Source organism: Pseudonocardia sp. CA-107938 (genome assembly GCF_050936315.1).
GTDB lineage: Bacteria > Actinomycetota > Actinomycetes > Mycobacteriales > Pseudonocardiaceae > Pseudonocardia.
The window spans coordinates 4,698,282-4,719,548 of sequence record NZ_JBNJNA010000001.1 but is presented as its reverse complement, the minus strand read 5'-3'; the positions used below and the strand labels follow the sequence as shown (position 1 = coordinate 4,719,548).

General features: G+C 71.8%; 20 protein-coding genes and 1 pseudogene. 4 read left to right on the top strand and 17 right to left on the bottom strand.

Annotated elements, in window-relative coordinates; all coding sequences use genetic code 11:
* Positions 1-38: 38 nt before the first annotated feature.
* Positions 39-914 (bottom strand): aldo/keto reductase, encoded by an 876-nt coding sequence (locus ACQEVB_RS23430; protein WP_432974868.1) that lies wholly within the window; start codon positions 912-914, stop codon positions 39-41.
* Positions 915-1,025: 111 nt separating this feature from the next.
* Here ACQEVB_RS23430 and ACQEVB_RS23425 point away from each other — a divergent pair, with 111 nt between their 5' ends.
* The gene (locus tag ACQEVB_RS23425) at positions 1,026-1,970 is read left to right on the top strand and encodes an AraC family transcriptional regulator (RefSeq protein ID WP_432974866.1); all 945 of its coding nucleotides are present in this window, start codon (positions 1,026-1,028) and stop codon (positions 1,968-1,970) included.
* Positions 1,971-2,014: 44 nt separating this feature from the next.
* Positions 2,015-2,152 (top strand): hypothetical protein, encoded by a 138-nt coding sequence (locus ACQEVB_RS23420; RefSeq protein ID WP_432974864.1) that lies wholly within the window; start codon positions 2,015-2,017, stop codon positions 2,150-2,152.
* A 261-nt stretch (positions 2,153-2,413) separates the two neighbouring features.
* On the opposite strand, the gene ACQEVB_RS23415 is transcribed toward ACQEVB_RS23420, so the two are convergent.
* Complete coding sequence (locus ACQEVB_RS23415; protein WP_432974862.1) at positions 2,414-2,869, bottom strand: SDR family NAD(P)-dependent oxidoreductase; 456 nt, start codon at positions 2,867-2,869, stop codon at positions 2,414-2,416.
* Positions 2,866-3,156, bottom strand: coding sequence for a hypothetical protein (locus tag ACQEVB_RS23410; protein WP_432974860.1), 291 nt, complete (start codon positions 3,154-3,156; stop codon positions 2,866-2,868). The genes ACQEVB_RS23415 and ACQEVB_RS23410 overlap by 4 nt, the downstream gene beginning before the upstream one ends.
* Here ACQEVB_RS23410 and ACQEVB_RS23405 point away from each other — a divergent pair.
* The gene (locus tag ACQEVB_RS23405) at positions 3,143-3,415 is read left to right on the top strand and encodes a DJ-1/PfpI family protein (protein ID WP_432974858.1); all 273 of its coding nucleotides are present in this window, start codon (positions 3,143-3,145) and stop codon (positions 3,413-3,415) included. The two genes, ACQEVB_RS23410 and ACQEVB_RS23405, sit on opposite strands and share 14 nt — an antisense overlap.
* Before the next feature lie 222 nt (positions 3,416-3,637).
* Here ACQEVB_RS23405 and ACQEVB_RS23400 read toward each other — a convergent pair whose 3' ends face one another.
* The 13 genes from ACQEVB_RS23400 to ACQEVB_RS23340 form a co-directional block, all read right to left on the bottom strand.
* Entirely contained in the window at positions 3,638-4,522 is an 885-nt protein-coding gene (locus ACQEVB_RS23400; RefSeq protein WP_432974856.1) for a shikimate kinase, read from the bottom strand.
* 11 nt (positions 4,523-4,533) lie between these two features.
* Complete coding sequence (locus tag ACQEVB_RS23395; protein WP_432974854.1) at positions 4,534-5,724, bottom strand: CaiB/BaiF CoA transferase family protein; 1,191 nt, start codon at positions 5,722-5,724, stop codon at positions 4,534-4,536.
* Between the two features lie 10 nt (positions 5,725-5,734).
* Positions 5,735-6,541 (bottom strand): enoyl-CoA hydratase/isomerase family protein, encoded by an 807-nt coding sequence (locus ACQEVB_RS23390; protein WP_432974852.1) that lies wholly within the window; start codon positions 6,539-6,541, stop codon positions 5,735-5,737.
* A 44-nt stretch (positions 6,542-6,585) separates the two neighbouring features.
* A complete protein-coding gene (locus ACQEVB_RS23385; RefSeq protein ID WP_432974850.1) occupies positions 6,586-7,755 on the bottom strand; it encodes an iron-containing alcohol dehydrogenase in 1,170 nt (389 codons plus the stop codon).
* A gap of 19 nt (positions 7,756-7,774) precedes the next feature.
* Positions 7,775-9,061, bottom strand: coding sequence for an acyl-CoA dehydrogenase family protein (locus ACQEVB_RS23380; RefSeq protein ID WP_432974848.1), 1,287 nt, complete (start codon positions 9,059-9,061; stop codon positions 7,775-7,777).
* Between the two features lie 27 nt (positions 9,062-9,088).
* A complete protein-coding gene (locus ACQEVB_RS23375; RefSeq protein ID WP_432974846.1) occupies positions 9,089-11,299 on the bottom strand; it encodes an acyl-CoA dehydrogenase family protein in 2,211 nt (736 codons plus the stop codon).
* Between the two features lie 11 nt (positions 11,300-11,310).
* Entirely contained in the window at positions 11,311-12,852 is a 1,542-nt protein-coding gene (locus ACQEVB_RS23370) for an acyl-CoA synthetase (RefSeq protein WP_432974844.1), read from the bottom strand.
* 27 nt (positions 12,853-12,879) lie between these two features.
* Positions 12,880-14,121 carry an MFS transporter gene (locus ACQEVB_RS23365; protein WP_432974842.1) on the bottom strand — a complete coding sequence of 414 codons (1,242 nt, stop codon included), beginning with the start codon at positions 14,119-14,121 and terminating at the stop codon, positions 12,880-12,882.
* Between the two features lie 163 nt (positions 14,122-14,284).
* Complete coding sequence (locus ACQEVB_RS23360; protein WP_432974840.1) at positions 14,285-15,076, bottom strand: helix-turn-helix domain-containing protein; 792 nt, start codon at positions 15,074-15,076, stop codon at positions 14,285-14,287.
* 262 nt (positions 15,077-15,338) lie between these two features.
* Positions 15,339-15,512: a hypothetical protein gene (locus tag ACQEVB_RS23355; protein ID WP_432974838.1), complete on the bottom strand. Its 174-nt coding sequence runs from the start codon at positions 15,510-15,512 to the stop codon at positions 15,339-15,341.
* Positions 15,513-16,096: 584 nt separating this feature from the next.
* Complete coding sequence (locus ACQEVB_RS23350) at positions 16,097-16,864, bottom strand: SDR family NAD(P)-dependent oxidoreductase (RefSeq protein ID WP_432974836.1); 768 nt, start codon at positions 16,862-16,864, stop codon at positions 16,097-16,099.
* The gene (locus ACQEVB_RS23345) at positions 16,861-17,886 is read right to left on the bottom strand and encodes a phosphotransferase family protein (RefSeq protein WP_432974834.1); all 1,026 of its coding nucleotides are present in this window, start codon (positions 17,884-17,886) and stop codon (positions 16,861-16,863) included. Before ACQEVB_RS23345 ends, ACQEVB_RS23350 begins: the two co-directional genes overlap by 4 nt.
* Positions 17,883-19,094, bottom strand: a complete 1,212-nt coding sequence (locus ACQEVB_RS23340) for an acyl-CoA dehydrogenase family protein (protein WP_432974832.1) — start codon at positions 19,092-19,094, stop codon at positions 17,883-17,885. The genes ACQEVB_RS23345 and ACQEVB_RS23340 overlap by 4 nt, the downstream gene beginning before the upstream one ends.
* A gap of 138 nt (positions 19,095-19,232) precedes the next feature.
* Between ACQEVB_RS23340 and ACQEVB_RS23335 the strand changes: the two genes are divergently transcribed.
* Complete coding sequence (locus ACQEVB_RS23335) at positions 19,233-19,850, top strand: TetR/AcrR family transcriptional regulator (RefSeq protein WP_432974830.1); 618 nt, start codon at positions 19,233-19,235, stop codon at positions 19,848-19,850.
* Between the two features lie 287 nt (positions 19,851-20,137).
* Here ACQEVB_RS23335 and ACQEVB_RS23330 read toward each other — a convergent pair.
* Positions 20,138-21,184: pseudogene (locus tag ACQEVB_RS23330) on the bottom strand (IS256 family transposase); the annotation flags it as partial.
* Positions 21,185-21,267 lie beyond the last annotated feature (83 nt).

Sequence of the window (21,267 nt, the reverse complement as noted above, 5' to 3'; positions counted from 1 at the left end):
CGCTCGGGACGGCCGCCATTCCGCGGAGCGGCCACGGGTCAGGCGGACCGGGCGAGCAGCGTCGCGGGCTCGCCGGAGCCGGCGGGGGCGGCGAACCCGGGAGCCGGAGGTCCGTCGAGCCGGGACCGGAGCTCCTCAGGGAGCGACAGATCCGCCGCGGCCAGCAGCGCGGCCGTGTCGTCGACCCCAGCCGGGGTCGCGAGCGCACACGTCACGGCCTGCCGGGTCAGCTGCCAGGCCAGCGCGACCTGCGCCGGCGTCGCGCCGAGGGCGGCGGCGACGCCGGCCGTCGTCGTGCCCGCCGTCCCCGCCGTCACCACGAGGGCGAGGTTCTCGGCCATGACCATCGGGACCAAGTCGCGCTCGGCCTGCCGGTCCTCGGGTCCGTACGGCGACTCGACGGCGACGAAGGCGGCCAGCCCGTGCAGCGCGGACACCCCGAGCGCCTTGGTGACCCGCCACGCGGCCAGCCCCGAGCAGGCGACGTACCGGACCTTGCCCTGGTGCACCGCGTCGTCGAGCGCGAGGAGCGTCTCCTCGACCGGGGTACAGGGATCGACCCCGTGCACCCGGTAGAGGTCGACGTGATCGGTGCGCAGCCGGCGCAGCGTGTCGTCCAATGCCTGCGAGACGTGGAGGCGGGACTGCCCGGTGCGGTGCGGGGCGACGCCGTGCCGCGAGCGCAGGCCCGCCGCCAGCACGATGTCGCGGCGGCGGTCCCCGAGCACCCGGCCGAGCACCTCCTCGGCCCGGCCCGACGCGGACTCGGCCGCTTGCACGAAGGTCACCCCCGCGTCGAGCGCGGTCCCGACCAGCCGTTCGGCCGCCTGCTGGTCCACGCCCTCGAGAGTCGCGGTGTCGAGACCGATGCGGGACACGAACGCGCCTGCGGCTCCCAGCTGCCGATACTCCACGATGAGCTCCTCTCGTCGGCCGGCCGAGCGTAGGACGACGAAAGACGGACCATCTATAGTGAATCGTCCACTTATTTTGAGCGATACTCCAGATCCTGGCCGGGAGGTGCCGTGGATCCGCTGTCCGAGGTGCTGGCCCTGCTCGACGTCCGCAACGCCCTGCTCGCCCGGCTCGAGGCCGGCGGCGACTGGGCGATCGACTTCCCCCGCTACCGGCACGTGAAGTTCGGGGTCGTGCTCCGCGGGTCCTGCTTCTACCAGTCCGAGAGCGGGGCCGAGCCGCTGCGGCTCACCGAGGGGGACTGCTACCTCCTCGGCGACGGCAGGCCGTACCGCCTGGTCAGCGCCCCCGGCGTCGAAGGAACGTCCGCGCGCGAGGTGTTCGCCGACGTTCCCGCGGACCATGTGGTCCGCCTCGGTACGGCGAGCGGCACCACTGCCGCCACGGTGGTGGTGGGCGGTCGGTTCGTCTTCGACCAGGCCCACGCCCGCGTCCTGCTCGACGTCCTGCCCCCGGTCATCCGCGTCGCCGCCGACACGGTGCCCGCGGACGCCATGCGCAGCCAGCTCCGGCAACTGGAGCAGGAAACCACCCACAACGAGTTCGGGGCCGCACTGGTCACTGAGCGGATCGCGCACATCATGCTCGTGCAGACCCTGCGTGCCCACGTCTCCGCGGGTGGGGCCGGCGGCGCCTGGCTCACCGCCCTGCACGACGAAAGGATCGGCGCGGCACTCGCCAAGATCCACCACCGCCCACTCCACCCCTGGACCGTCGCCGGACTCGCAACCGAGGTGGGCATGTCGCGCTCCGCCTTCGCGACACGCTTCACCACGCTCGTCGGGACCTCGCCGCTGAACTACCTCCTCGGCTGGCGCATGCGCACCGCCGGGCGAGAGCTGCGGTCGAGCCGGCGCAACATCGCCGACATCGCCCAGGAATGGGGATACGGCTCCGAGAGCGCCTTCAGCAATGCCTTCAAACGCGTCATGGGCTGCTCCCCCGGGCGCTACCGGGCCACCGCAGAGGTCGAGCACGACCTCGTCACCCCGTAGAGCCCGCGCAGAGCCGCCCGAGCCGCCGCTCCAGCAGGTCGAGGGTGGCCGCCGAGGACGAACACGATCTCCGCCTCGATGCGGGGCTGCAGCAGCCGGTCGACGTCGATTGGCTCGGCCTGCGCGCCGGTCGCCGGCCCCGGCCGAGCCAGACCTCGGTGAGCAGCGACTGCACCGCGTAGCCGACCGGAACCTCGGGGAGGATGTCCGGGACCGGGAGGACGTGCGCCGGGTGTCGGCAGCCGCGAGCAACCGGTCGGCAGCTGCGCGGACCTCGTCGGTCACGGTCATCGCTGTCATGGAACAGGGCCTTCCGCACCGGAGCGGGCGGCGGCCCGTTCGAGGCCGCTCCCCGGAAGAGTCGGTCGGAGTCGCCGCATGTCGAGCTCCGCCACCGGCGGACGGGCACGCCGCTACTGCGCTCCCCCGTTGACCCCGACGACCTATCCCGTGAGGTAGGACGACAGCGGACCGCACAAGACCTGCACTGCCCTGGCGATGTCCTCTGGGCGTACGAGCCGCCGAAGCGGGATGACCGCGGCCTGTTCCCTCGCCGCGAGACCCGAGTCCGCGCTCTGCGCGACGGTCCGCGCCGTCTCGATGACGCCCGGGGCGACACAGTTCACCCGGATGCCCCACTGGCCCACCTCGTTGGCGAGGTAGCGGGTGTACTGGTGGACGGCTGCCTTCGTCGCCCCGTACCGACCCAGGTGACCGGTCGGGGTAGTGGTCAGGCCGGCAGCACTGCCGATGGTGACGATCGACCCGCCTCTGGAGCTCCCCAGCGCAGGCACCGCCGCCCGGCAGGTCGCATCGACCGTGCGGATGTTGGTGTCGACCAGACAGGTCAGGTCGGCCTCGGTGACCTCGCTGGCCCGGCTCCGGGTGTAGGGCGTCACCGCGCCCCCGCGGCGGCCACGACGATGTCGAGCCGTCCCCGGCGCTGCACCACCCGTCCGATCGCGTCGGCCGCGCCGGCCTCGCTCGCGAGGTCCACCTCGACACCGAGGCCGTCACCCGCGCAGGCCGCGAGCTCCTGCTCCACGGCGTTCGCGTCGAGCTTCTCGCCGAAGGTCGCGGCGCCGTCGAGATCGCGGTCGACAACGGCGACGTGCGCGCCGAGATCCCCCGGCGGGCTCGCCCCGACCGAGCTGCGGGAGGTCCCGGCGGCCGTGGAGTTCGTCAAGGCCGTCGTGGGGCGCGGCACCCTGGTCGGAGCGGTCTGCCACGGCCCCCAGATGCTGGTGACGGCCGGCCTCGCGGCCGGTCGCCGGCTGACCTCCTGGCGCGAGGTCGCGCCGGAGATCCGTGAGGCCGGCGGGACCTATGTGGACGAGGCGGTCGTCGAGGACGGCCAGTTCGTCACGTCCCGCAAGCCCGGCGACCTCCCGGTCGAGATGGCCCGGATCCTCGAGCGGCTCGCCGCGGTCCGACCCGCCGTCTGACCCCGCTCTGATGCCCGGTGCCCGACCGCGCCGGGCGTCGGGTCACCGCGCTCCGCGCCGCCAGCTCGGGGGCGATGGGCGGAGCGAGGTCCAGCAGCTGGGCCAGTCGCTGGCGGTGCCAGCGCGCACCACCGTGCGCGCATTCAGCAACGCCTTCAAGCGCGTCATGGGCTGCTCCCAACGGGCGCTACCGGGCCACCGCGGAGGTCGAGCACGACCTCGTCACCCCGTAGAGCCCGCGCCCGCGCAGAGCCGCTCGAGGCGCCGCTCCAGCAGGTCGAGGGTCGCTTGCGGGTCCTGACGTGAGGTGTCGACATGCACCTGGGCCCGGGCGTACTCCGCCGACCGCGCCCGCAGGATCGCCCGCAGGTTGGTCATCGCGCGCCGGTCCCCCGACATGGGCCGGAGGTCGCCTTGCGCGACGACCCGCGCCATGTGGTCCTCCGGATCGGCCATGAGCCACACGCTGTGTGCTGTGTCGAGCATGCGGTCGTACAGGGTGACGTCGGCGACCACCCCGCCCGGCGCGGCCACAACGAGCCGCTCGTGCGTCTCGACCAGCCGCTCCCACGCCACCGACTGGTGGTGCCGCAGCCCGGCGCGGCCCTCGAGTTCCATCAGCAGCCGCAGCTCGCCCCCGAAGGAGTCCTCGACCACGCGGGTGAGCTCGACGAACGGACACCCGAGACGCCTGGCGAGCGCCTGCCCCATGGACGACTTCCCGGCACCGCGCATGCCCAGCAACACGATCCGCGACGCCCGATCCACGGCGGAGGACGCCCGGAGCTGATCGATCAGCAGTCCGAGCCGCCGCCCGTTCAACCGTCGCACGGCAGCGACTGCCTCGGCCGTGCGCTGGTCCCGCTCGCCCCCGAGGGGCAGCAGCTCGGCGACCGGGACGACGAGCGCGGACGCCAGGGCGGTCAGGACCGCGACGGAGGGGTTGGCGGTCCCGGCCTCGACGTGGGCGATGTAGCGCTCCGAGGTACCGGACGCCGCCGCGAGCTCCTTGCGCGTCGCCCCGGCGGCGGCACGGGCGGCCCGCAGGCGCTCCCCCATCTCCGGGAACCCCTGGGCCCTTGAGCCCGCCGCCCCGAACGCCTCCACCGCCACGCCCCTCAGCGGCCCAGCGCGCCGCTCACCCGCAGCGCCTCGATCGCCCCGTCGTCCAGATCCAGCACCTCGCGCAGGATGTCGGGACCGGCGGCGCCCAGCGCGGGCACGCCGGAGCCGGCACCGACCGACACCGCCGAGAACCGGAACGGCTGCTGCGGAACCGCGAACTCGCCTGCCGGGTCCGTCACGGTGGCGAGCGCCCCGCGGTGCAGCACCTGCGGATCGGCGATCGCCTCGCCCACCGTCCGGTACCGGGAACAGGGCAGGCCCGCGTCGGTGAGGATCTTCTCGCACTCGGCGGCCGAGCGCCGAGAGGTCCACTCCTCGACCAGGCCGGTGAGGGTGTCCCAGTGCTGCTCGCGCTGCTCGATCGTCGCGAAACGCGGATCGGTGCGCCACTGCGGCGAGCCCACGACGTCGCAGAGCTTCTCGAAGAGGCGTTCGCTGACCGGGGCGACCACGACGAAGCCGTCCGTGGTGCGGACCGGCGCGTAGACCGGCCGGCGGCGTTCGGTCGGGAACTGCGCTTCCTGCGCCTCGAACACCAGCATGGACAGCATCCCGTCCATGAGCGCGACGTCGACGAACTGGCCGACCCCGCTCCGTTCGCGATGCAGCAGTGCGGTCTGGATCGCCCCGAAGGCGTACACGGCGCCCAGGACGTCGGCTATGAAGATCCCGGTCCGGCCAGGCGTGTCCGCGTCGTCCTGGTACTGCAGGTTCGCCATGTCGTAGCCGCTCGCGGCGTGGATGATCGGCGCGTACGCCGCGCGCCCTGCATCCGGCCCGGTCTGCCCGAACCCGGAGATCGAGCAGAACACCAGTCGCGGATTGTCCACCGACAGCGTCTCGTAGCCCAGGCCGAGCCGGCTCATGACGCCCGGCCGGTAGTTCTCGACCACCACGTCACTGCTGGCGGCGAGCCGGCGCGCGACGTCAGCGCCCTCCACGGTGCGCAGGTCGAGCACGATGCTGCGCTTGCCGCAGTTCAGCTGGCCGAAGTAGGTGCTGTGCCCGTCCCCTCGAGCCGGCGGGCGCCCGCGGATCTGGTCGCCGGCCGGGGGCTCGACCTTGATCACCTCGGCCCCGAGATCTGCCAGCATCCGCGTGCAGAACGGTCCCGACATGATCATCGTGAAGTCGAGGACCCGCAGCCCCGCGAGCGGTCGAGGGCCCGTTCTCGTCTCGGTCATGGCTCGCCTCTCATCGTCCGGTGAAGGAGGGCTTGCGCTTCTCGATGAAGGCCGCGACGGCTTCCTTGTGGTCCTCGGTGTGGAAGGTCGCGATCTCCAGTGCCATCGACGCGTCCAGGATCAGGTTGACTTGCTCCTTCAGCCACTTGTTGACCGAGAGCTTCGTCCAGCGGATGGCCCAGGTCGCCCCGTCCGCGAGCTCACGGGCGATCTCGTGGGCGCGGCCGTAGACCTCGGCGGCCGGGTAGGTGTAGTTGACCAGGCCGACCTCCTGGGCCTCCCGTCCGGTCAGGGCCGTGCCTCGCATGAGGTACTCCTTCGCCCGCGCGGGGCCGACGAGCAGCGGCCAGATGGCCGCGCCGCCGTCGCCGGCGACGAGCCCGACCTTGACGTGCGGATCCGCGATCTTGGCGTCCTCGGCCGCGACAGTGATGTCCGAGAGCAGCGCGATCGTGGCGCCGAGCCCGATCGCGTGGCCGTTGATGGCGCAGACGATGGGCTTGTCGCAGTCCAGGAGGTTGTTGACGATGCGCCGTGCCGGCGCCGGGTCCAGGACCGCGCCCTCGGCGACGACGTCCCCGGCGGGCCGGTCCTTCATGCCCTTGACGTCCCCGCCGACGCTGAAGGTCCTGCCGGCCGCGGTCAGCAGGATGGCGTTGACGTCGGTGTCCTCAGCCAGGTCGACGAACAGCCGCACCAGCTCCACGTGCGTCTGGTGGTCGATCGCGTTGCGCGCCTCGGGCCGGTCGAGTGTGACGATCGCGAGCTTGTCGTCGACCTCGATGCGAAAGCGCTGGTAGTGGGAGTAGTCGCTCATGAACAGTCCTTCCCGCGGGGAGTCGGGGGTGGGTGACGTCGTCGTCACCAGGCCGACTCGAGGATCTCCAGCACGTCCGCCACCGTCCTGACGGGACGCGGATTGCCGCCGATGGCCATGTCCCCCATCGTCTTCCGGGCGATGGTCGCCAGCTCGGAGCGCTCGATCCCGATGTCCTGGAGGCGCACCGGGAGCCCGACGGACACGACGAGATCCTCGACGACCTTCGCCGCGTCGACTCCCGGCCGCCCCATCGCGGAGCTCACGAGCTGTTGCCGCTGGGGGCACGCGTCACGGTTCCAGCGCAGCACCGCGGGCAGCATCACGCACGAGGTGATGCCGTGCGGCACGCCGCTGTGCGCGCCCAACGCGTGGCCGATGGCGTGGCTGGCCCCGACCCGGGATCCGGCCGCCGGCCCGATCATCCCGATCGCCATCCCGGCCTGGCACTCGGCGCGCGCCGCGAGGTCATCCTCGTCCGAGGCGACGGCCGGCAGGGCCCGGGCGAGCAGGCGCAATGAGTGCACGGAGTGCGCCTCGGTCAGCGGGTTCAGAACGGGTGCACACAGTCGCTCGACGGCATGGTCCACGGCCTTCACACCGGTGGAGGTGACCAGGTGCAGCGGCGCGGTCCGGGTCGCCTCCGGGTCGAGCACGATCATGCGCGGGATCGCCAGTGGGTGGGCGACGGGCCCCTTGGTCCCACGCTCGGGGTCCATGACCCCGCCCCACCAGGTGAACTCGGCCGCTGACAGGGTGGTCGGCACCGCGATGAAGCGCACCCAGGACGCTTCGTCGGCCGGTCGTCGGCTCGCGTCCGACACCGATCCGAGGCCCCGGTAGGGATCCAGACCAGCGGGCTCGGTGAGGTCCGCTCCCAGGCAGATCACCACGACCTTGGCCGCGTCGATGACCGAGCCGCCACCGACGGCGACGATCAGGTCGGCACGGACGGCGCGGGCATGCTCGGCTGCCGCGAGCACCTGGGCGGCGGACGCCTGCACGGGTACGTCCGAGTAGACACCGGCGCAACGCTCACCGAGTGCCGCGACGATGCCCGTCACCAGCGCGGTCGACCTCACGGACCGGCTGGTCAGCACCAGTACCCGGGTGTGGTCACGGCCGGCTGTCTCCTCGGCCACGACCTCGGCCGCAGGCCGCTCGAACACCACCTTCTCCAGGGCCGGCACCAACCAGGTCGCACCGCCGGTCACGATCGGCCTCCTCGCCCGGTCACAGGTTGGCCGTCGCGAGTTCGAGGTGCGCCGCGAACTTGCGACGTGCTGCCTCGCGCCGGGTCGGCACGTGCTCGGTCGGCACCTCGACCGGCTCGTAGCCCCGCAGCAACCTGCGCGCCACGCTCTCCTTGTGCACCTCGTCGGGCCCGTCGTAGATGCGGGCCGCGCGGGCGGCACGGTACATCTGCTCGAGCGGTAGGTCCGCGGAGAAGCCCAGGCTGCCGTGGACCTGGACTGCCCGGTCGATGACGTCGTGCAGCACCGCCGCACCCCAGTACTTGATCATCGCGATCTCGTTGCGCGCCGCCGAGGCCCCGACGCGGTCGATCGTCCAGGCCGCGTGGAGGGTCAGCAGTCGGGCGGCCTGCATCTCGGCCGCCGACCGGGCGACCCAGTCCTGGACCATCTGCTTGTCCGCGAGGCGCGAGCCGTGCGAGTGCCGGCTCACCGCGCGCTCGCACAGCATGTCGAAGGCACGCCGGGACTGGCCCAGCCACCGCATCGCATGGTGCAGGCGTCCGGGCCCGAGGCGGTGCTGCGCCAGGGCGAACCCCTGCCCCGGCAGGCCCACCAGATTCGCCTTCGGCACCCGTACGTCGCGGTAGAGCACCTCGGCGTGCCCGGGGTCCAGCTCGCCCCCGATGAAGGGATGGTCCATCACCGGGATGTCGCGCAGCACCTGCACACCCGGCGTGTCCGCGGGCACCACGAACATCGACGTGCCCCGGTACGCGCTGACGGTCGGGTCGGTCACTGCCATCACGATCAGGAAGTCGGCGACCGAGGCATTCGAGGTGAACCACTTGTGCCCGTTGATGACGTAGGAGTCGCCGTCCTCGACGGCGCGCGTGCTCAGCATCGTCGGGTCGGCCCCCGCCCCCGGCTCCGTCATGGAGAAGGCACTCCGGAGCTCCCCGCGCAGGAGCGGGTGCATCCAGGTCTCCTTCTGCTCCGGGGTGCCCCCGATGGCCAGCAGCTCGGCGTTCCCGGAGTCGGGTGCCTGGTTGCCGAAGATGCCAGGGGCGTAGCGGCACTCCCCGAGGATCTCGTGGATCAGCGCGAGCTTGACCTGACCGAACCCGCCCCCGCCGAGTTCGGGGGGAAGGTGCGCGGCCCAGAGCCCGCGCTCCTTCACCTGATCCTTCATCGGCGCGGTCACCCGCTCGAAGGTCTCGACGTCGAGGTCGAGGGTCTCGAGCGGGATGATCTCCTCGCGGACGAAGCGGCGCACCCAGTCCAGCGTGTCCTGGAAGTCGGGTTCGGTCGAGAAGTCCCATGCCATGGTCGTGCAGGCCCTTCGTGTGGTGGGTCAGGAACGCAGCCCGAGGCCGCGCCGGGCGATCAGCGTGCGCTGGATCTCGTTGGTGCCCAGGCTGATCACCCACATCAGGGCGTAGCGCAGTCGCTGCTCCAGGCGGCCGCGCAGCGGGGCGTCCGGCACGTCCTCGGAGAGGGTGCCCGGGAGGCCGAGCAGGTCGAGCGCGGCCTCTCCGAAGCGTTCCATGAGCTCGCCGGAGAACACCTTGCTGATGGCGGCCTCGGTGAGCGGGGTGACCCCGCCCTCAGCCATCTCGGCACAGCGGATCATCAGGCGGCGGCCGACCTCGAGCTGCGCCGCGAAGTTGCCGACGACCGCGCGGGCCGCCGGGTCCGTCCGGCCCTGTTCCCGTAGGTGGGCGCAGAAGACCTCGAACAGGTGCATCAGCTGGAGGACCATCACGCCGCCGTAGAAGCCCCGCTCCGTGGCCAGGGCGCTCATCAGCACGTCCCAGCCCCCGTCCTCGGGCCCGACCAGGTCGTTCGCCGGAACCCGGACGTCATCGAAGAAGATGTTGGCGAAGGAGCCGTCGTACATCGTGGTGGAGGGCCGGATCGTGATGCCGGGGGCGTCCGTCGGCACGAAGAACAGGCTGATGCCCGCGCTGCGCGGTTCCATGTCGGTCCTGGTCCGCGCGGCCACGAGCAGGTGCGTGCCGAGGTACGAGGTGGTCCAGATCTTCTGGCCGTTGATGACCCACCCGTCGCCGTCGCGCACCGCAGCGGTCCGCAGGGACGCCAGGTCCGAGCCGGCGTCCGGTTCGGAGAGGCACATTCCGAACAGCATCGAGCCGCGGAGGATGCCGGGCAGGTAGCGCTGCTGCTGCTCCTCGGTGCCGTGCACCATGAGCATCGGGGCCTGCACCGGCGCACCGGCCCGCGGCGCCTCGTGCTTCTCCATCATCTCCAGGTAGGCGACCTGCTCCAGGGCACGGCGCCCCTGACCGCCGAACTCCTCCGGCCACGACATGCCGATCCACCCGGTCTCCCCGAGCTCGGCCGCGAAGCGCGGGTCGTACTCGCGCTGCTTGTACGGGCGGGTGTGGAACTCGGCCTGCCGCTCCGCGGTCCACGTCCGCGTCAGCCAAGCGTCCACCTCCTCGCGGAACGCGTTGCCGGCCGCGCCGAGGTCGATCGTCGGAAACACACCGGGGCCGTCGAGGAAGTGGTCGGCGAGCTCGGCCTGCGCGGCCCGGACGCCGCCGTGGCGGAGCAGGTCGACGTGCACGCGCTTGAAGTGCCGGGGGGCCTCGTGCTCCTCGGCGTACCCGATGGCACCGAGGGTGTGGTGAGTCTGCAGCGCGACCTGGCGCAGCGTGGAGGCCGCCGTCGCGAAGGCGGACGCGGCCGCGAAACGCCACCCGGGGTCCGCGGCGTCGTACTGCCGGGCCGCGTGCTCGACGACGAGCCGGCATCCGTCGAGCGCGATCAGGCTGTCGGCCAGCTTGTGCTGGATGGCCTGGAACCCCCCGATCAGCCGGCCGAACTGCCGCCGCTGCGTCGCGTGCCCGACGGCCAGGTCGAAGCCGCGGCGGGTGGCGCCGAGGCTGCGGGCCGCGTAGCCGATCCGGCTGAGCCGCACCAGGTCCGCGATGTCGTCGGCGGTGACGGGGACGACGTGGAACGCGGCCCCGTCGAGGTGCACGGTCGACAGACCAGGGGCGCCGAGTGCCCGCGTCGGCTCGATCCGGACGCCCGGCCCTTCGAGCTCGACGACGGCCACCTGTTGCTCCCCCGCGTCGAAGGCCAGCAGGTGGGTGGCGCACTCGGCCCACTCGGCGAAGTCGACCCGGCCGCGGAGGGTCGCCCGGTCGAACCGGACTTCGCCGTCCCCGTCGCCGAAGGACACCACCGGCGCGGCGGACCCGTCGTGGATGCGGCCGAGCAACTCGACGGCGGCCGGATCGGTCGCGCCACCCAGCGCCCGGTTGACCAGGACGGCGGCCGGCACGGGGGCCAGCGACGAGGCCCGGCCCAGCTCCTCGAGCACGACGGCGGCCTCGGCCAGGCCGCCGGCCTCTCCGCCGAGCTCGCCCAGGCCCATCTCGCACAGGGCGCGCCAGACCGCCTGCATCCGCTCGGGTTTGGCGACGTTGTCCGGGTACGCCTCAGCCGGCCACTCGGCCTCCAGCAGGCTGCGCACGCTGCCGCGCAGCAGGTCCCGTTCCTCCTCCGACATCGACGAGCCGGTGGTCCCTGGCATCGGTTCCGTCCTCACGTGTGGGCACCCGCCTCGTGGGACTCCCGGTAGGAGTCCCGGAGCAGGCGCTTGTAGAGCTTTCCGGTGGCGTGGCGCGGCAGGCGATCGACGACGTCGACCTGGCGGGGCACCTTGAGTCGGCCGAGGTCGCGTTCGACCATCGCCTGGATCTCGTCGACGAGCGTCGGTGTGCGCTCCCGGCCGGGCAGCAGCTCGACCACTGCGACCAGGCGTTCGCCCAGGTCCTCGTCCGGCGCGCCGATGACCGCGACATCGGCGACGTCCGGATGCCCGACGACGACGTCCTCGATCTCGCGCGGGTAGATGTTGACCCCACCGGAGATGACCAGGAAGCCCTTGCGGTCGGTCAGGTAGAGGTAGCCGTCGGCATCCACGCGGCCGATGTCGCCGAGCGTGCTCCACCCCGCGGCGTTGTAGGCCGCGGCCGTGGTCTGCGGGTCGTTGCGGTAGCGGAACCGCACTCCCCCGCCGAAGTAGACGAGGCCCTCCTCGCCCGCAGGCAGCGGTTCACCCTTGTCGTCGCAGATGTGGAGCTCGCCGAACACCGGGCGGCCCACCGACCCGGGGTGCGCCAGCCACTCCTCCGCGGTGATCGCCGTCATGCCGTTGAACTCGGTACCGGCGTAGAACTCCCGCAGGATCGGCCCCCACCACGCCATCATCCGGCGCTTGACCTCGACCGGACACGGCGCCGCGGCGTGGAAGACCACCTTCTGCGTGGACAGGTCGAACCGCTTCCGGTCGGCCTCCGGCAGCTTCAGCATCCGCACGAAGTGCGTCGGCACCCACTGCGACACCGTGATCCCGTATCGCTCGATGCACTCAAGCGCACCGAGCGCGTCGAACTTCGGCATCACCACGACCGTGCCGCCGACCTTGTGCACCAGCATCGACCAGCGCAGCGGCGCCGAATGGTACAGCGGTGCGGGGACCAGGTAGACCATGCCGGGTTCGTAGCCGAAGTGGTCGACGGCGATCCTGGTCAGTTGGTCGACCTGGTCCAGCGGACCCTCCGGCAGGGAGACCTCGACGCCCTTGGGTCGCCCGGTCGTCCCCGAGGAGTACAACATGGACGATCCGCAGCTTTCGTCCGCCACTGGCACGGTCGGGAACCCGTCGCGGGCGGCGAGGTAGTCCTCGAACCCGTCGGCCGACCCGTCGACGAGGTAGCACCGCACCGCCGGAGCCGATGCCCGCACCTGCTCGGCCAGCGGCTGCATCCGCCGCGAGGTGAGCAGGATCGACGCGCCGCAGTCGGCCAGGATGCGACCGACGTCGGTGGCGGACAGCTGGGTCGACAGGCACGTGTAGTAGAGCCCGGACCGGTCCGCCGCCCAGGCCAGCTCGTAGTAGCGGGCGTGGTTCTCCAGGAGGATCGCCACGACGTCCCCGCGCCGCAGACCGAGCGACCGGAACAGGTGCGCCGCCTGGTTCGATCGGGCGTCGAGCTCACCGTAGGTGACCACCTCGCCGGAGGGCACGATGCGGTAGGCGATCCGGTCGGGGTCGGTGCGTGCGTGCACGCTGGGATGCATGGTCGATCCTCCAGACCGGGAACGGGATCAGTGGGTGGCCGCCTGCGGCGCCGCGACCGTTCCGGCCCCGGCGACGTGCCTGCGGCGGACTGCCCGGGTGAGCGCGAGGCCGATCACCAGGGACAGGGCGAGCCCCGGCAGCATCAGCAGCATGACGCTCTCCGCCTGCAGGCCCGCCGAGAGCAGCAGGCCCGTCAACAGGGGTCCGACCACCGACCCGACGCGGCCGGCGGCCACCATGGCGCCCAGCCCGGTCGTCCGGCCCTCGTCCGGGTAGAACGAGGCGGTCAGCGACATCGCGACGAGCTGCGCACCGAGCACGAACAGGTTGGCACCGAACGCGACCACGAACATCCAGAACGCCTGGGTGATCATGGACAGCCCGAGCAGGCAGGCCATGATCCCGACGTAGGAGACCACGAATCCGGTGCGGGGCATGCCGCGGTCCATCGCCCGGCCGGCCACCAGGTTCCCGAAGATGCCGCCGACGGAGTAGACGACGGCGGCGATCCCCGCCTCGCGGCGCGAGAAGCCCTGCAGCTGCAGCATCGACGGCAGCCAGTTGATCAGGACGTAGCTGACCAGGATGGTGCAGAAGGCGATGACCCAGATCAGGACCGTGCCGACCAGCCGCCCTTCGCCGAAGAACACGGTCCGCATCGGGACTCCGGACGCACCCGGCGCCGGCGCCGCATCCTCGCTGCCGGGCCGCACGACCATGAGGATGGCCGGGATCGCCACCAGCGGCCCGATGCCGCCGAACAGGAAGACCCAGTGGTAGTCCGGCGCGAGCCCGACCAGCGCCGTCGCCAGCGCGCCGACCGGGCCGCTCGCCATCACGATGCTGATCGCGGTCGACCGGAAGTCCGGCACCGCCGACGCGCGGGCAGCGGCGATGAGCACGGGGAACAGACCACCCATGCCGAGGCCGGCCAACAGCCGGACGACCAGCAGCGACGGGAAGTCCCAGGCGACCGCCGTCAGGACGGCGAAGATACCGAGCGCGAGGGCGGAGGTGAGCAGGACGGGCCTGCGCCCCTTGCGGTCCGCCCAGCGGCCGCCGACGGTCGCACCGATGACCACGCCGACCAGGCTGGCGCTCGCGCAGAGGCCGGCCTGCCCGGGGGACAGTTCGAGGTTCTTGGACAGGCGCGAGAGCGTGACGCCCATCGAGGAGAGATCAGCCCCGTCGAAGAACCCGAGGATGATCGCGAGCACGAGCAGTTTCGGATTGACGATCTTCGAGCGAAATCCGACAGCGCCGGCCATGTGGCGTCCTCTCGTCGTTGAAAGCGTGCGGCCCGGGCAGTGAGGGACGACGAGATCGCGTGTGATCCGCCAAGCGCGAGGCTAGCTATATAGTGCATCAAGGACAAGCACTATTTTGCATGTTGCTGCGCGCGGGGCCTGAACTGCCAGCTCAGGGCGGGTGTCACGGGCGAGGATCGGCCTCGATCAGCGAGCGAGCCCAGTCCTCCAGACTGGCGAGCGCGGCGTCGACGCCTACCGCAGAGGTGTTGAGCCGGCGACTCGCCCGCACCGCCACGGGTTCCAGCGCGGACAGCGCCGCGTAGATCTCGTCGAGCACACCGCGCGCCTCGGCCGGCACGCTGCCCGTCTCGGCGACCCGCGCGAGATGGTCCTCCGGGGCGGCGTCGAGCCACACGGTGTGCGCCGAGTCCAGCACCCGTCCGCAGAAGCCCGAGGCGTGCAGCAGGGCGTGTGGAAGCTCGATCACGGCGCGGGAGCTCCCCGCCACCACTGCTTCCCAAGCGTCGACCGCGAGCCGGCCCGCCGTCTCCGGGCCGCCGAACGCGACCCGGACCGGATCGATCCGCTCGGCCAGGTCGACGAAGGGGGCGCTGAGCCGGCCGGCTAGCTCCCGCCCGAGCGTCGACTTGCCCGCGCCGGGCAGGCCGAGCAGGGCGATCCGACCCTCCCTCCGCCCCTGAGCGGGATCGAGCCAGACGGCCAACTGTGACAAGCGATCCTCTGGGAGCCGCCGAACCGCCGAGACCAGTTGCTCCAGCCACTCGTCGCGCTCGCCACCGAGCGGGATCAGATCCGCAACGGGCACACGCAGCGACGACGCGAGCGCGGTGAGCACATTGAGTGTCGGGTTGGCAGACCCGGCTTCGAGCTGGGCGAGGTACCGCTCCGACGTACCGGATTCCAGCGCGAGCTGCCGGCGTGTCATCTGCGCGCGCGTCCGCGCGTTCCGCAACCGGGAACCGACGTCGGTGGGCGCGTCACGACTGCTCGACGACATCGCCCGGCTCTCGTCACTCATCACTCAGCTCGGCGATCGACCGTGCCGAGCTCCCTCACCTGCGGGATGCTAGCGGGCCGGGTAGACCGCGAGGCGCCCGCCTGCTGGCCGGGCGACGTCAAGTATCCCGTGCCGGCCGGCGGACGGCATTGGTCAGACGTTGCGCTCCGTCGGGGCCGCGGTCGCGGCGACCCGCTCGGCGGCGTGTCCCGCCATGTCACGCCACTGCGGCAGCCAGTGACCATGGCCGGACGATGTTCGCGTCGTAGCCGGGGTAGTCGCTGCCGAACACGCCGACGGCCGCGGCGTCCCAGGCGAGGAGGCCGGGCACGGGCTCCTCCACCGAGGACGACATCGACTCGGGCGGGCCGTAGCCGGTGGCCGCGGCCATCCGTGGCACGACAAGGGAGGAGCTGCGAACCGTGGTACCACCGTCGGGACATAGCGAGAAGCGCTGATCCGCGCGCAGGATCTGCGACTCGCGGTCGAGCCGCGGCGGTCGAGACGGCCGCCAACTTCCATCGGGAGGACTCCGCCCCTCAGACCCCTGGACGACGGGCGAGTCCGGTCCGACGGAACCCGACCGACCGACCGCAGAAGCGCCCCGAACTCGATGACGCATGCGTTCGACCAGCTCAGATTCGCCAGCGAATACTGACCGAAGGTCTCGCCGGCCGAAGAGAGCGACTTCGATGATCAACATGTCCAGGCCGGTCGTGAACAGCGCCGCACTCAGCACCACAAGCAGGACAACAGGGTGGGCACGGGTGCCCGACGGGAAGCAGGCGAAGGTCTCGCGCAGCGCACGCGGCTCCACATCGAACGGACTCACATCGATCACGTCGCCTCCTCGCATGGCATCCGAGCCAAGCAGGGCGACCCGGCGTGGCACGGACCCTGGTTGCGCTCAGGCACGACACGGGTCGCAGATCGTGCGATGCTGCTGCTCCGCCATTGCCCATGGGCGGGCGCAGGTCAGTGGCCTGACATCCCTCCGTCGACGGCGAGCGTGCTCCCGGTGACGTAGCCGGACGCCGGCGACGCGAGGAAGACGACCGCGGAGTCCAGCTCCGCCTGGTCACCGAACCGGGCGAGCGGGCTGCGAGCGGCGATGAACGCTTCCAGCGCGGCCCCTGGGACGTCCGCGGTCATCTCGCTGGCCACGTAGCCGGGAGCGATGGCGTTCACGCGGATCCCCCGGCGCCCGGCCCACTGCTGGGACAGGTCGCGCGTCAGTCCGATCAGGCCCGCCTTCGACGCCGCGTACGCCGCTTGCGGGGCGTAGGACGCGATCAACCCCAGCGTGCTCGCGACGTTGACGATGCTCGATCCCGGCAGCATCACCCGGGCGCAGGCCTGGGCCATCCAGTACGCGCCTTCGAGGTTGACCTCGAGCACCTCGCGGAACTGCCGGGGCGTCTCGCGCAGCGCCGGTACGGCGGTGCCGATCCCGGCGTTGTTGACGAGCACGTCGAGGCGGCCGTACTCGGCGATCGCGGCCTCCACCAGCGCCGTGCAGTCCTGCGGTTCGGACACGTCGGTGGGGACGCACAGCGCCCGCCGCCCCGTGCCTCGCACCGCTTCCGCAGTGCGCTGCAACCGATCGGCACGGCGGGCGCCGAGCACGACGTCCGCGCCGGCGTGCGCCAGCGCCACGGCGAAGCCCGCGCCGAGCCCGGAGCTCGCACCCGTCACGACGACGACCCGGTCGTCGAGCCGGAACCTGTCGAGCACGGGATTCACGACCGCCCCCGCAGCGCGTCGAGACCCGCCGCCGCGAGCGGCGCCGGTGTGTCGCCGACCCGGGCGAAGCCGTCCCCGCGGGTGTCGCCCCGCAGGTGCCGCTGGTGGATCCCCTCGGCGATGACAGCGATCTTGAAGTAGGCGAGCGCGAGGTGGAACCCGAGATCGGCCAGATCCCGGCCCGAGGCCGCGACGTAGCGCTCGACGAGCGCATCGCGCGTCGGCATCCGGGGGCTCGCCGAGGCGGCGGACCCGCCCAGCACCGCCGCGAACGCGGGATGGGCGTAGGCGAGGTGCAACGCGAGGTCCGCCAGCGGGTCGCCCAGAGTCGCCATCTCCCAGTCGACGACCGCACGGATCCGGGCCGGATCGTCGGGGTCGACGATCGCGTTGTCGACCCGGAAGTCGCCGTGCACGATCGACGCGCCGCTCTCGCTCGGGCAGGCGACGACGAGCCGCTCGTGCAGCGCCTCGATGTCGGGCAGGTCCCGGGTCCGCACCCGTTCCCACTGGCCGTACCAGCGTCGGACCTGCCTGCCGAGGTACCCGTCGGGGCGGCCGAGGTCGGCCAGGCCGACCTCGGCCGACGGCACCGCGTGCAGCGCCGCGAGGGTGTCGACCAGCGCCAGCCCGCAGCGTCGCACGTCCTCGTCGCTCAGCGATGCGAGGTCGTCCTCGCTGCGCAGCACGGACCCCGGCACGAACGCGACGACGGCGCACGGGACCCCGATCACGTCGCTGTCCACGAGCGCCACGGGCGCCGCGACGGGCACGCCGTGGCCGTGCAGTGCCGCGACCACTCGGTACTCCCGCCCCATGTCGTGCGCCGAGGGGGTGAGGGTGCCCAGTGGCGGTCGGCGGAGGATCCACGTGGAGCGGCCGTCGGTCAGCTTGTAGGTCAGGTTCGACCGGCCGCCCGACACGAGCTCGGCGGTGAGCTGCCCGGCGAACCCCGGCACGTGTGCGGCGAAGTACCCGCTCAGCGCGGCGAGGTCCAGGCCCTCGACCTCGGTCGCGGTCACGGGGCCGGCACCCGGGCTGGCTCGGTGGCCGCGGTGTGGCGGCCCACTACGCGCCGCGCGATGGACCAGCGGTGGGTCTCCGACGGGCCGTCGTAGATGCGGAAGGGGCGCACCTCGCGCAGGTACCGACCCAGCAGCAGGTCCCCGGACACGCCCAACGACCCGCACAGCTGCAGCGACCGGTCCACGACCCGCCACACCGCCTCGGCGGTGAACGTCTTGGCCACCGACACCGCCTGACCGGCGTGCCCTCCCTGGTCCAGCTCCCAGCAGGCCTGCATGATCAACCCGCGCGACGCCCGGATGTCGATCTCGTTGTCGGCGATCATCTGCTGGGCCATCCCCAGGTCGGCCAGCCGCGAGCCGAACACCTGCCGGTCCACAGTCCGCGCCACGGCGATGTCCTGCGACCGGCGCGCGATGCCGAGCCAGCGCATGCAGTGGGTCATCCGCGCGGGCCCGAGCCGCACCTGCGCGTACCGGTAGCCCTGGTCGACCTCACCGAGCACCGCGTCGTCGCCGACGACGCACCCGTCGAACACCACCTCGAGGTGCCCGGCGTACAGCGACTGGTCCAGCGTCGGGATGTGGCGCCCCACGACCATGCCCGGGTTGTCCGCGTCGACGAGGAACATCGTCGCGCCGCCGCGGTCGCCCGGGGTCCCGGTGGTTCGCGCCATCACGATCGCGAACGCCGCGCCGTCGGCTCCGGTGATGAACCACTTCCGGCCGTCGATGCGCCATCCGCCCGGCACCCGCGCCGCTACCGTCGCCAGCGCGTCGGGATCCGAACCCGCGCCCGGCGCCGGCTCGGTCATCGCGAAGCACGACCGCACCTCCCCCGCGGCCAGCGGCGCGAGGTAACGCACCTTCTGCTCCTCGGTCGCGATCGCCTCGAGCATGTGCACGTTGCCCTCGTCCGGGGCAGCAATGTTCAGCGCGAGCGGACCGAGCAACGAGTACCCGGCCTCCTCGAAGACCGTCGCGCGGCCCACCATGTCCAGGCCGAGCCCGCCGAACTCCGGTGCCACGTGCGGCGCGAACACCCCCGCTGCGCGGGCGCCCTGCTGCAACTCCTCCCGCACCGCCTCGGACGGCACCACGCCGTCGTGCGCGACCTCCACCGGGATGACGCGCTCCCGCACGAAGGCCGCCGTCCGCTCGGCGAGCTCCGCGACGGCTGGGTCGGGCGAGAGATCGATGGGCACGCCTACCTCCGTTGGCTAATGGCGGTTAGCCACATCCGATCGCGAGGCGTCGGCTCGCACAAGCCGATTGCCAAAGACGTCACACCGCAGGCTACGAGCGGTTAGCCTGTCGTCACCAGCACTCGGCCGGAGAGAGTCGTGAACCCCACGAGCACGCGCCACGCGCACATCCGCTCCGCCGCCCTCGACCTGTTCGTCCAGCGCGGCTACGAAGCGACCACCATGGGCGACATCGGTGCCGCCATCGGCATCCGGGGGCCGAGCCTCTACAAGCACGTCGCGTCCAAGCAGGACCTCCTCGCAACGATCATCGGCGCGACCATGGACGACCTGATCGCCGCGCACCGCGCCGCGATCGCCGGCACCGCCGACCACACCGAACGGCTCCGCCGCGCCGTCGACGCCCACGTCCGCTACCACGCCAGGCACCGGCGCGAGGCCTTTGTGGGCAACCGCGAGCTCCGCAGCCTCGTCGAGCCCCATCGCTCGACGATCATGGGCCAGCGCGCCGCGTACGCACGCGCCTTCGAGGACCTCGTCACCGACGGCGTCACCGCCGGGACCTTCCGGGTGCGCTCACCCCGGCTCGCCACATACGCGATCCTGGACCTCGGCATGGGGGTTGCGGTCTGGTTCCGCGAGGACGCCAAGCCCACCGAGAACGACGTCGCCTGGCACCACACCGAGGTCGCGCTACGCATCGTCAACGCGGCCCCGGCCGGCATCATCGATCGCGGGATCCAGCCGATCCAGTAACGCCTCGACGGGCAGCGGCGTGCGCCGGGCAACCGCGCGGCCAAGCCGGCTGGGGTGGGCGCTCAACACCGTCAAGCGCTACGCCCGCGCCGCGACGGGAGGGCGCGGCGTTGACCAAGAACGAGGCAGTCTGGCACACAACCGAGATCGCTCTCCGCATCGCCGGCGCACACCAGGGCCGTCCGTCGTGGATGCACCAATGGAGGAGCTCGCGCTCGTCCTGCGGCCGGTGCAGGCGGCGAAGCCGGGGACTGTCCGATCAACGGTGTAACCGGTGTTGATGGATGTCAGGTGTTGCTCGCGACAGGACGGCCTTCGAAGGTGATCGCGAACGCGTTGAGTGCTGGCTTCCACCGCATCGACCACCGTGCGCGGCCCTTCCCGGTCGGGTCCAGCGATCGCGTGACCAGGTAGAGGCACTTCCGGGCGGCCTGCTCGGTCGCGAAGTGCCCGCGGGCGCGGACCGCCCGCCGGTAACGGGCGTTGAGCGACTCGATCGCGTTCGTGGAGCAGATGACCCGGCAGATCTCCGCGTCGTAGTCCAGGAACGGCACGAACTCCGCCCACGCCCGCGTCCAGAGCGTCCCGATCGCCGGGTACTGGCCGCACCAGCGCTCGGCGAACTCGTCGTAGCGGGCCTTCGCGGCCGGCTCGGTCGGGGCGGTGTAGACCGGTCGCAGGTCCTTGGCCATCGCTTTCCCGTCCCGCCGAGAGGCGTAGCGGAAGGTGTTGCGGATCAGGTGCAGGATGCAGGTCTGCACCACCGTCTGGGGCCACACGGTGGTGATCGCGTCACCGCGCCCGGTCAGGCCGTCGCAGACTGCGATGCACACGTCGGCGGTGCCGCGGTTCTTGATCTCGGTCAGCACGGCGGGCCAGAACTTCGCGCCCTCGCCTCCGACACCGGCCCAGATGCCGAGCACGTCACGGCGCCCGTCGACGGTGACGCCGATGACAACGTAGAAGGACCGGTTGGTGACCTGGCCATCGCGGACCTTCACATGGATCGCGTCGCTGAAGATCACCGGATAGACGACATCGAGGGGCCGGTTCTGCCACTCGGTCATCTTCTCCACGACCTTGTCGGTGATCCGGGAGATCGTGTCCTTGCTGACCTTGGCGCCGTAGACCTCGTCGAAGTGCGCGACGACCTCACCGGTGGTCAATCCGCGCGCGGTCAGCGACAGCACGATCTCGTCGATCCCGTCCGGCCGGCGTTGACGCCGCGCACGATGACCGGGTCGAAAGCTGGCGTCGCGATCACGCGGGACCTCGATCTCGACCGGTCCGATCTCGATCAGCACCGTCTTGATCCGGGTCCCGTTGCGCGAGTTCCCACCATCACGGTGCTCGCCACGGGCGCCGGAGGCGGGAGCCTGCTCGCCGTGCACGTTCCGGCCCCGATGGCCGTTACGGG

Bases quoted from the DNA above. Each gene is read 5' to 3' on its own strand.
- ACQEVB_RS23395 (WP_432974854.1), bottom strand. From the start codon at position 5,724: ATGACCGAGACGAGAACGGGCCCTCGACCGCTCGCGGGGCTGCGGGTC.
- ACQEVB_RS23390 (WP_432974852.1), bottom strand. From the start codon at position 6,541: ATGAGCGACTACTCCCACTACCAGCGCTTTCGCATCGAGGTCGACGAC.
- ACQEVB_RS23380 (WP_432974848.1), bottom strand. From the start codon at position 9,061: ATGGCATGGGACTTCTCGACCGAACCCGACTTCCAGGACACGCTGGAC.
- ACQEVB_RS23375 (WP_432974846.1), bottom strand. From the start codon at position 11,299: ATGCCAGGGACCACCGGCTCGTCGATGTCGGAGGAGGAACGGGACCTG.
- ACQEVB_RS23370 (WP_432974844.1), bottom strand. From the start codon at position 12,852: ATGCATCCCAGCGTGCACGCACGCACCGACCCCGACCGGATCGCCTAC.
- ACQEVB_RS23365 (WP_432974842.1), bottom strand. From the start codon at position 14,121: ATGGCCGGCGCTGTCGGATTTCGCTCGAAGATCGTCAATCCGAAACTG.
- ACQEVB_RS23355 (WP_432974838.1), bottom strand. From the start codon at position 15,512: ATGGCCGCGGCCACCGGCTACGGCCCGCCCGAGTCGATGTCGTCCTCG.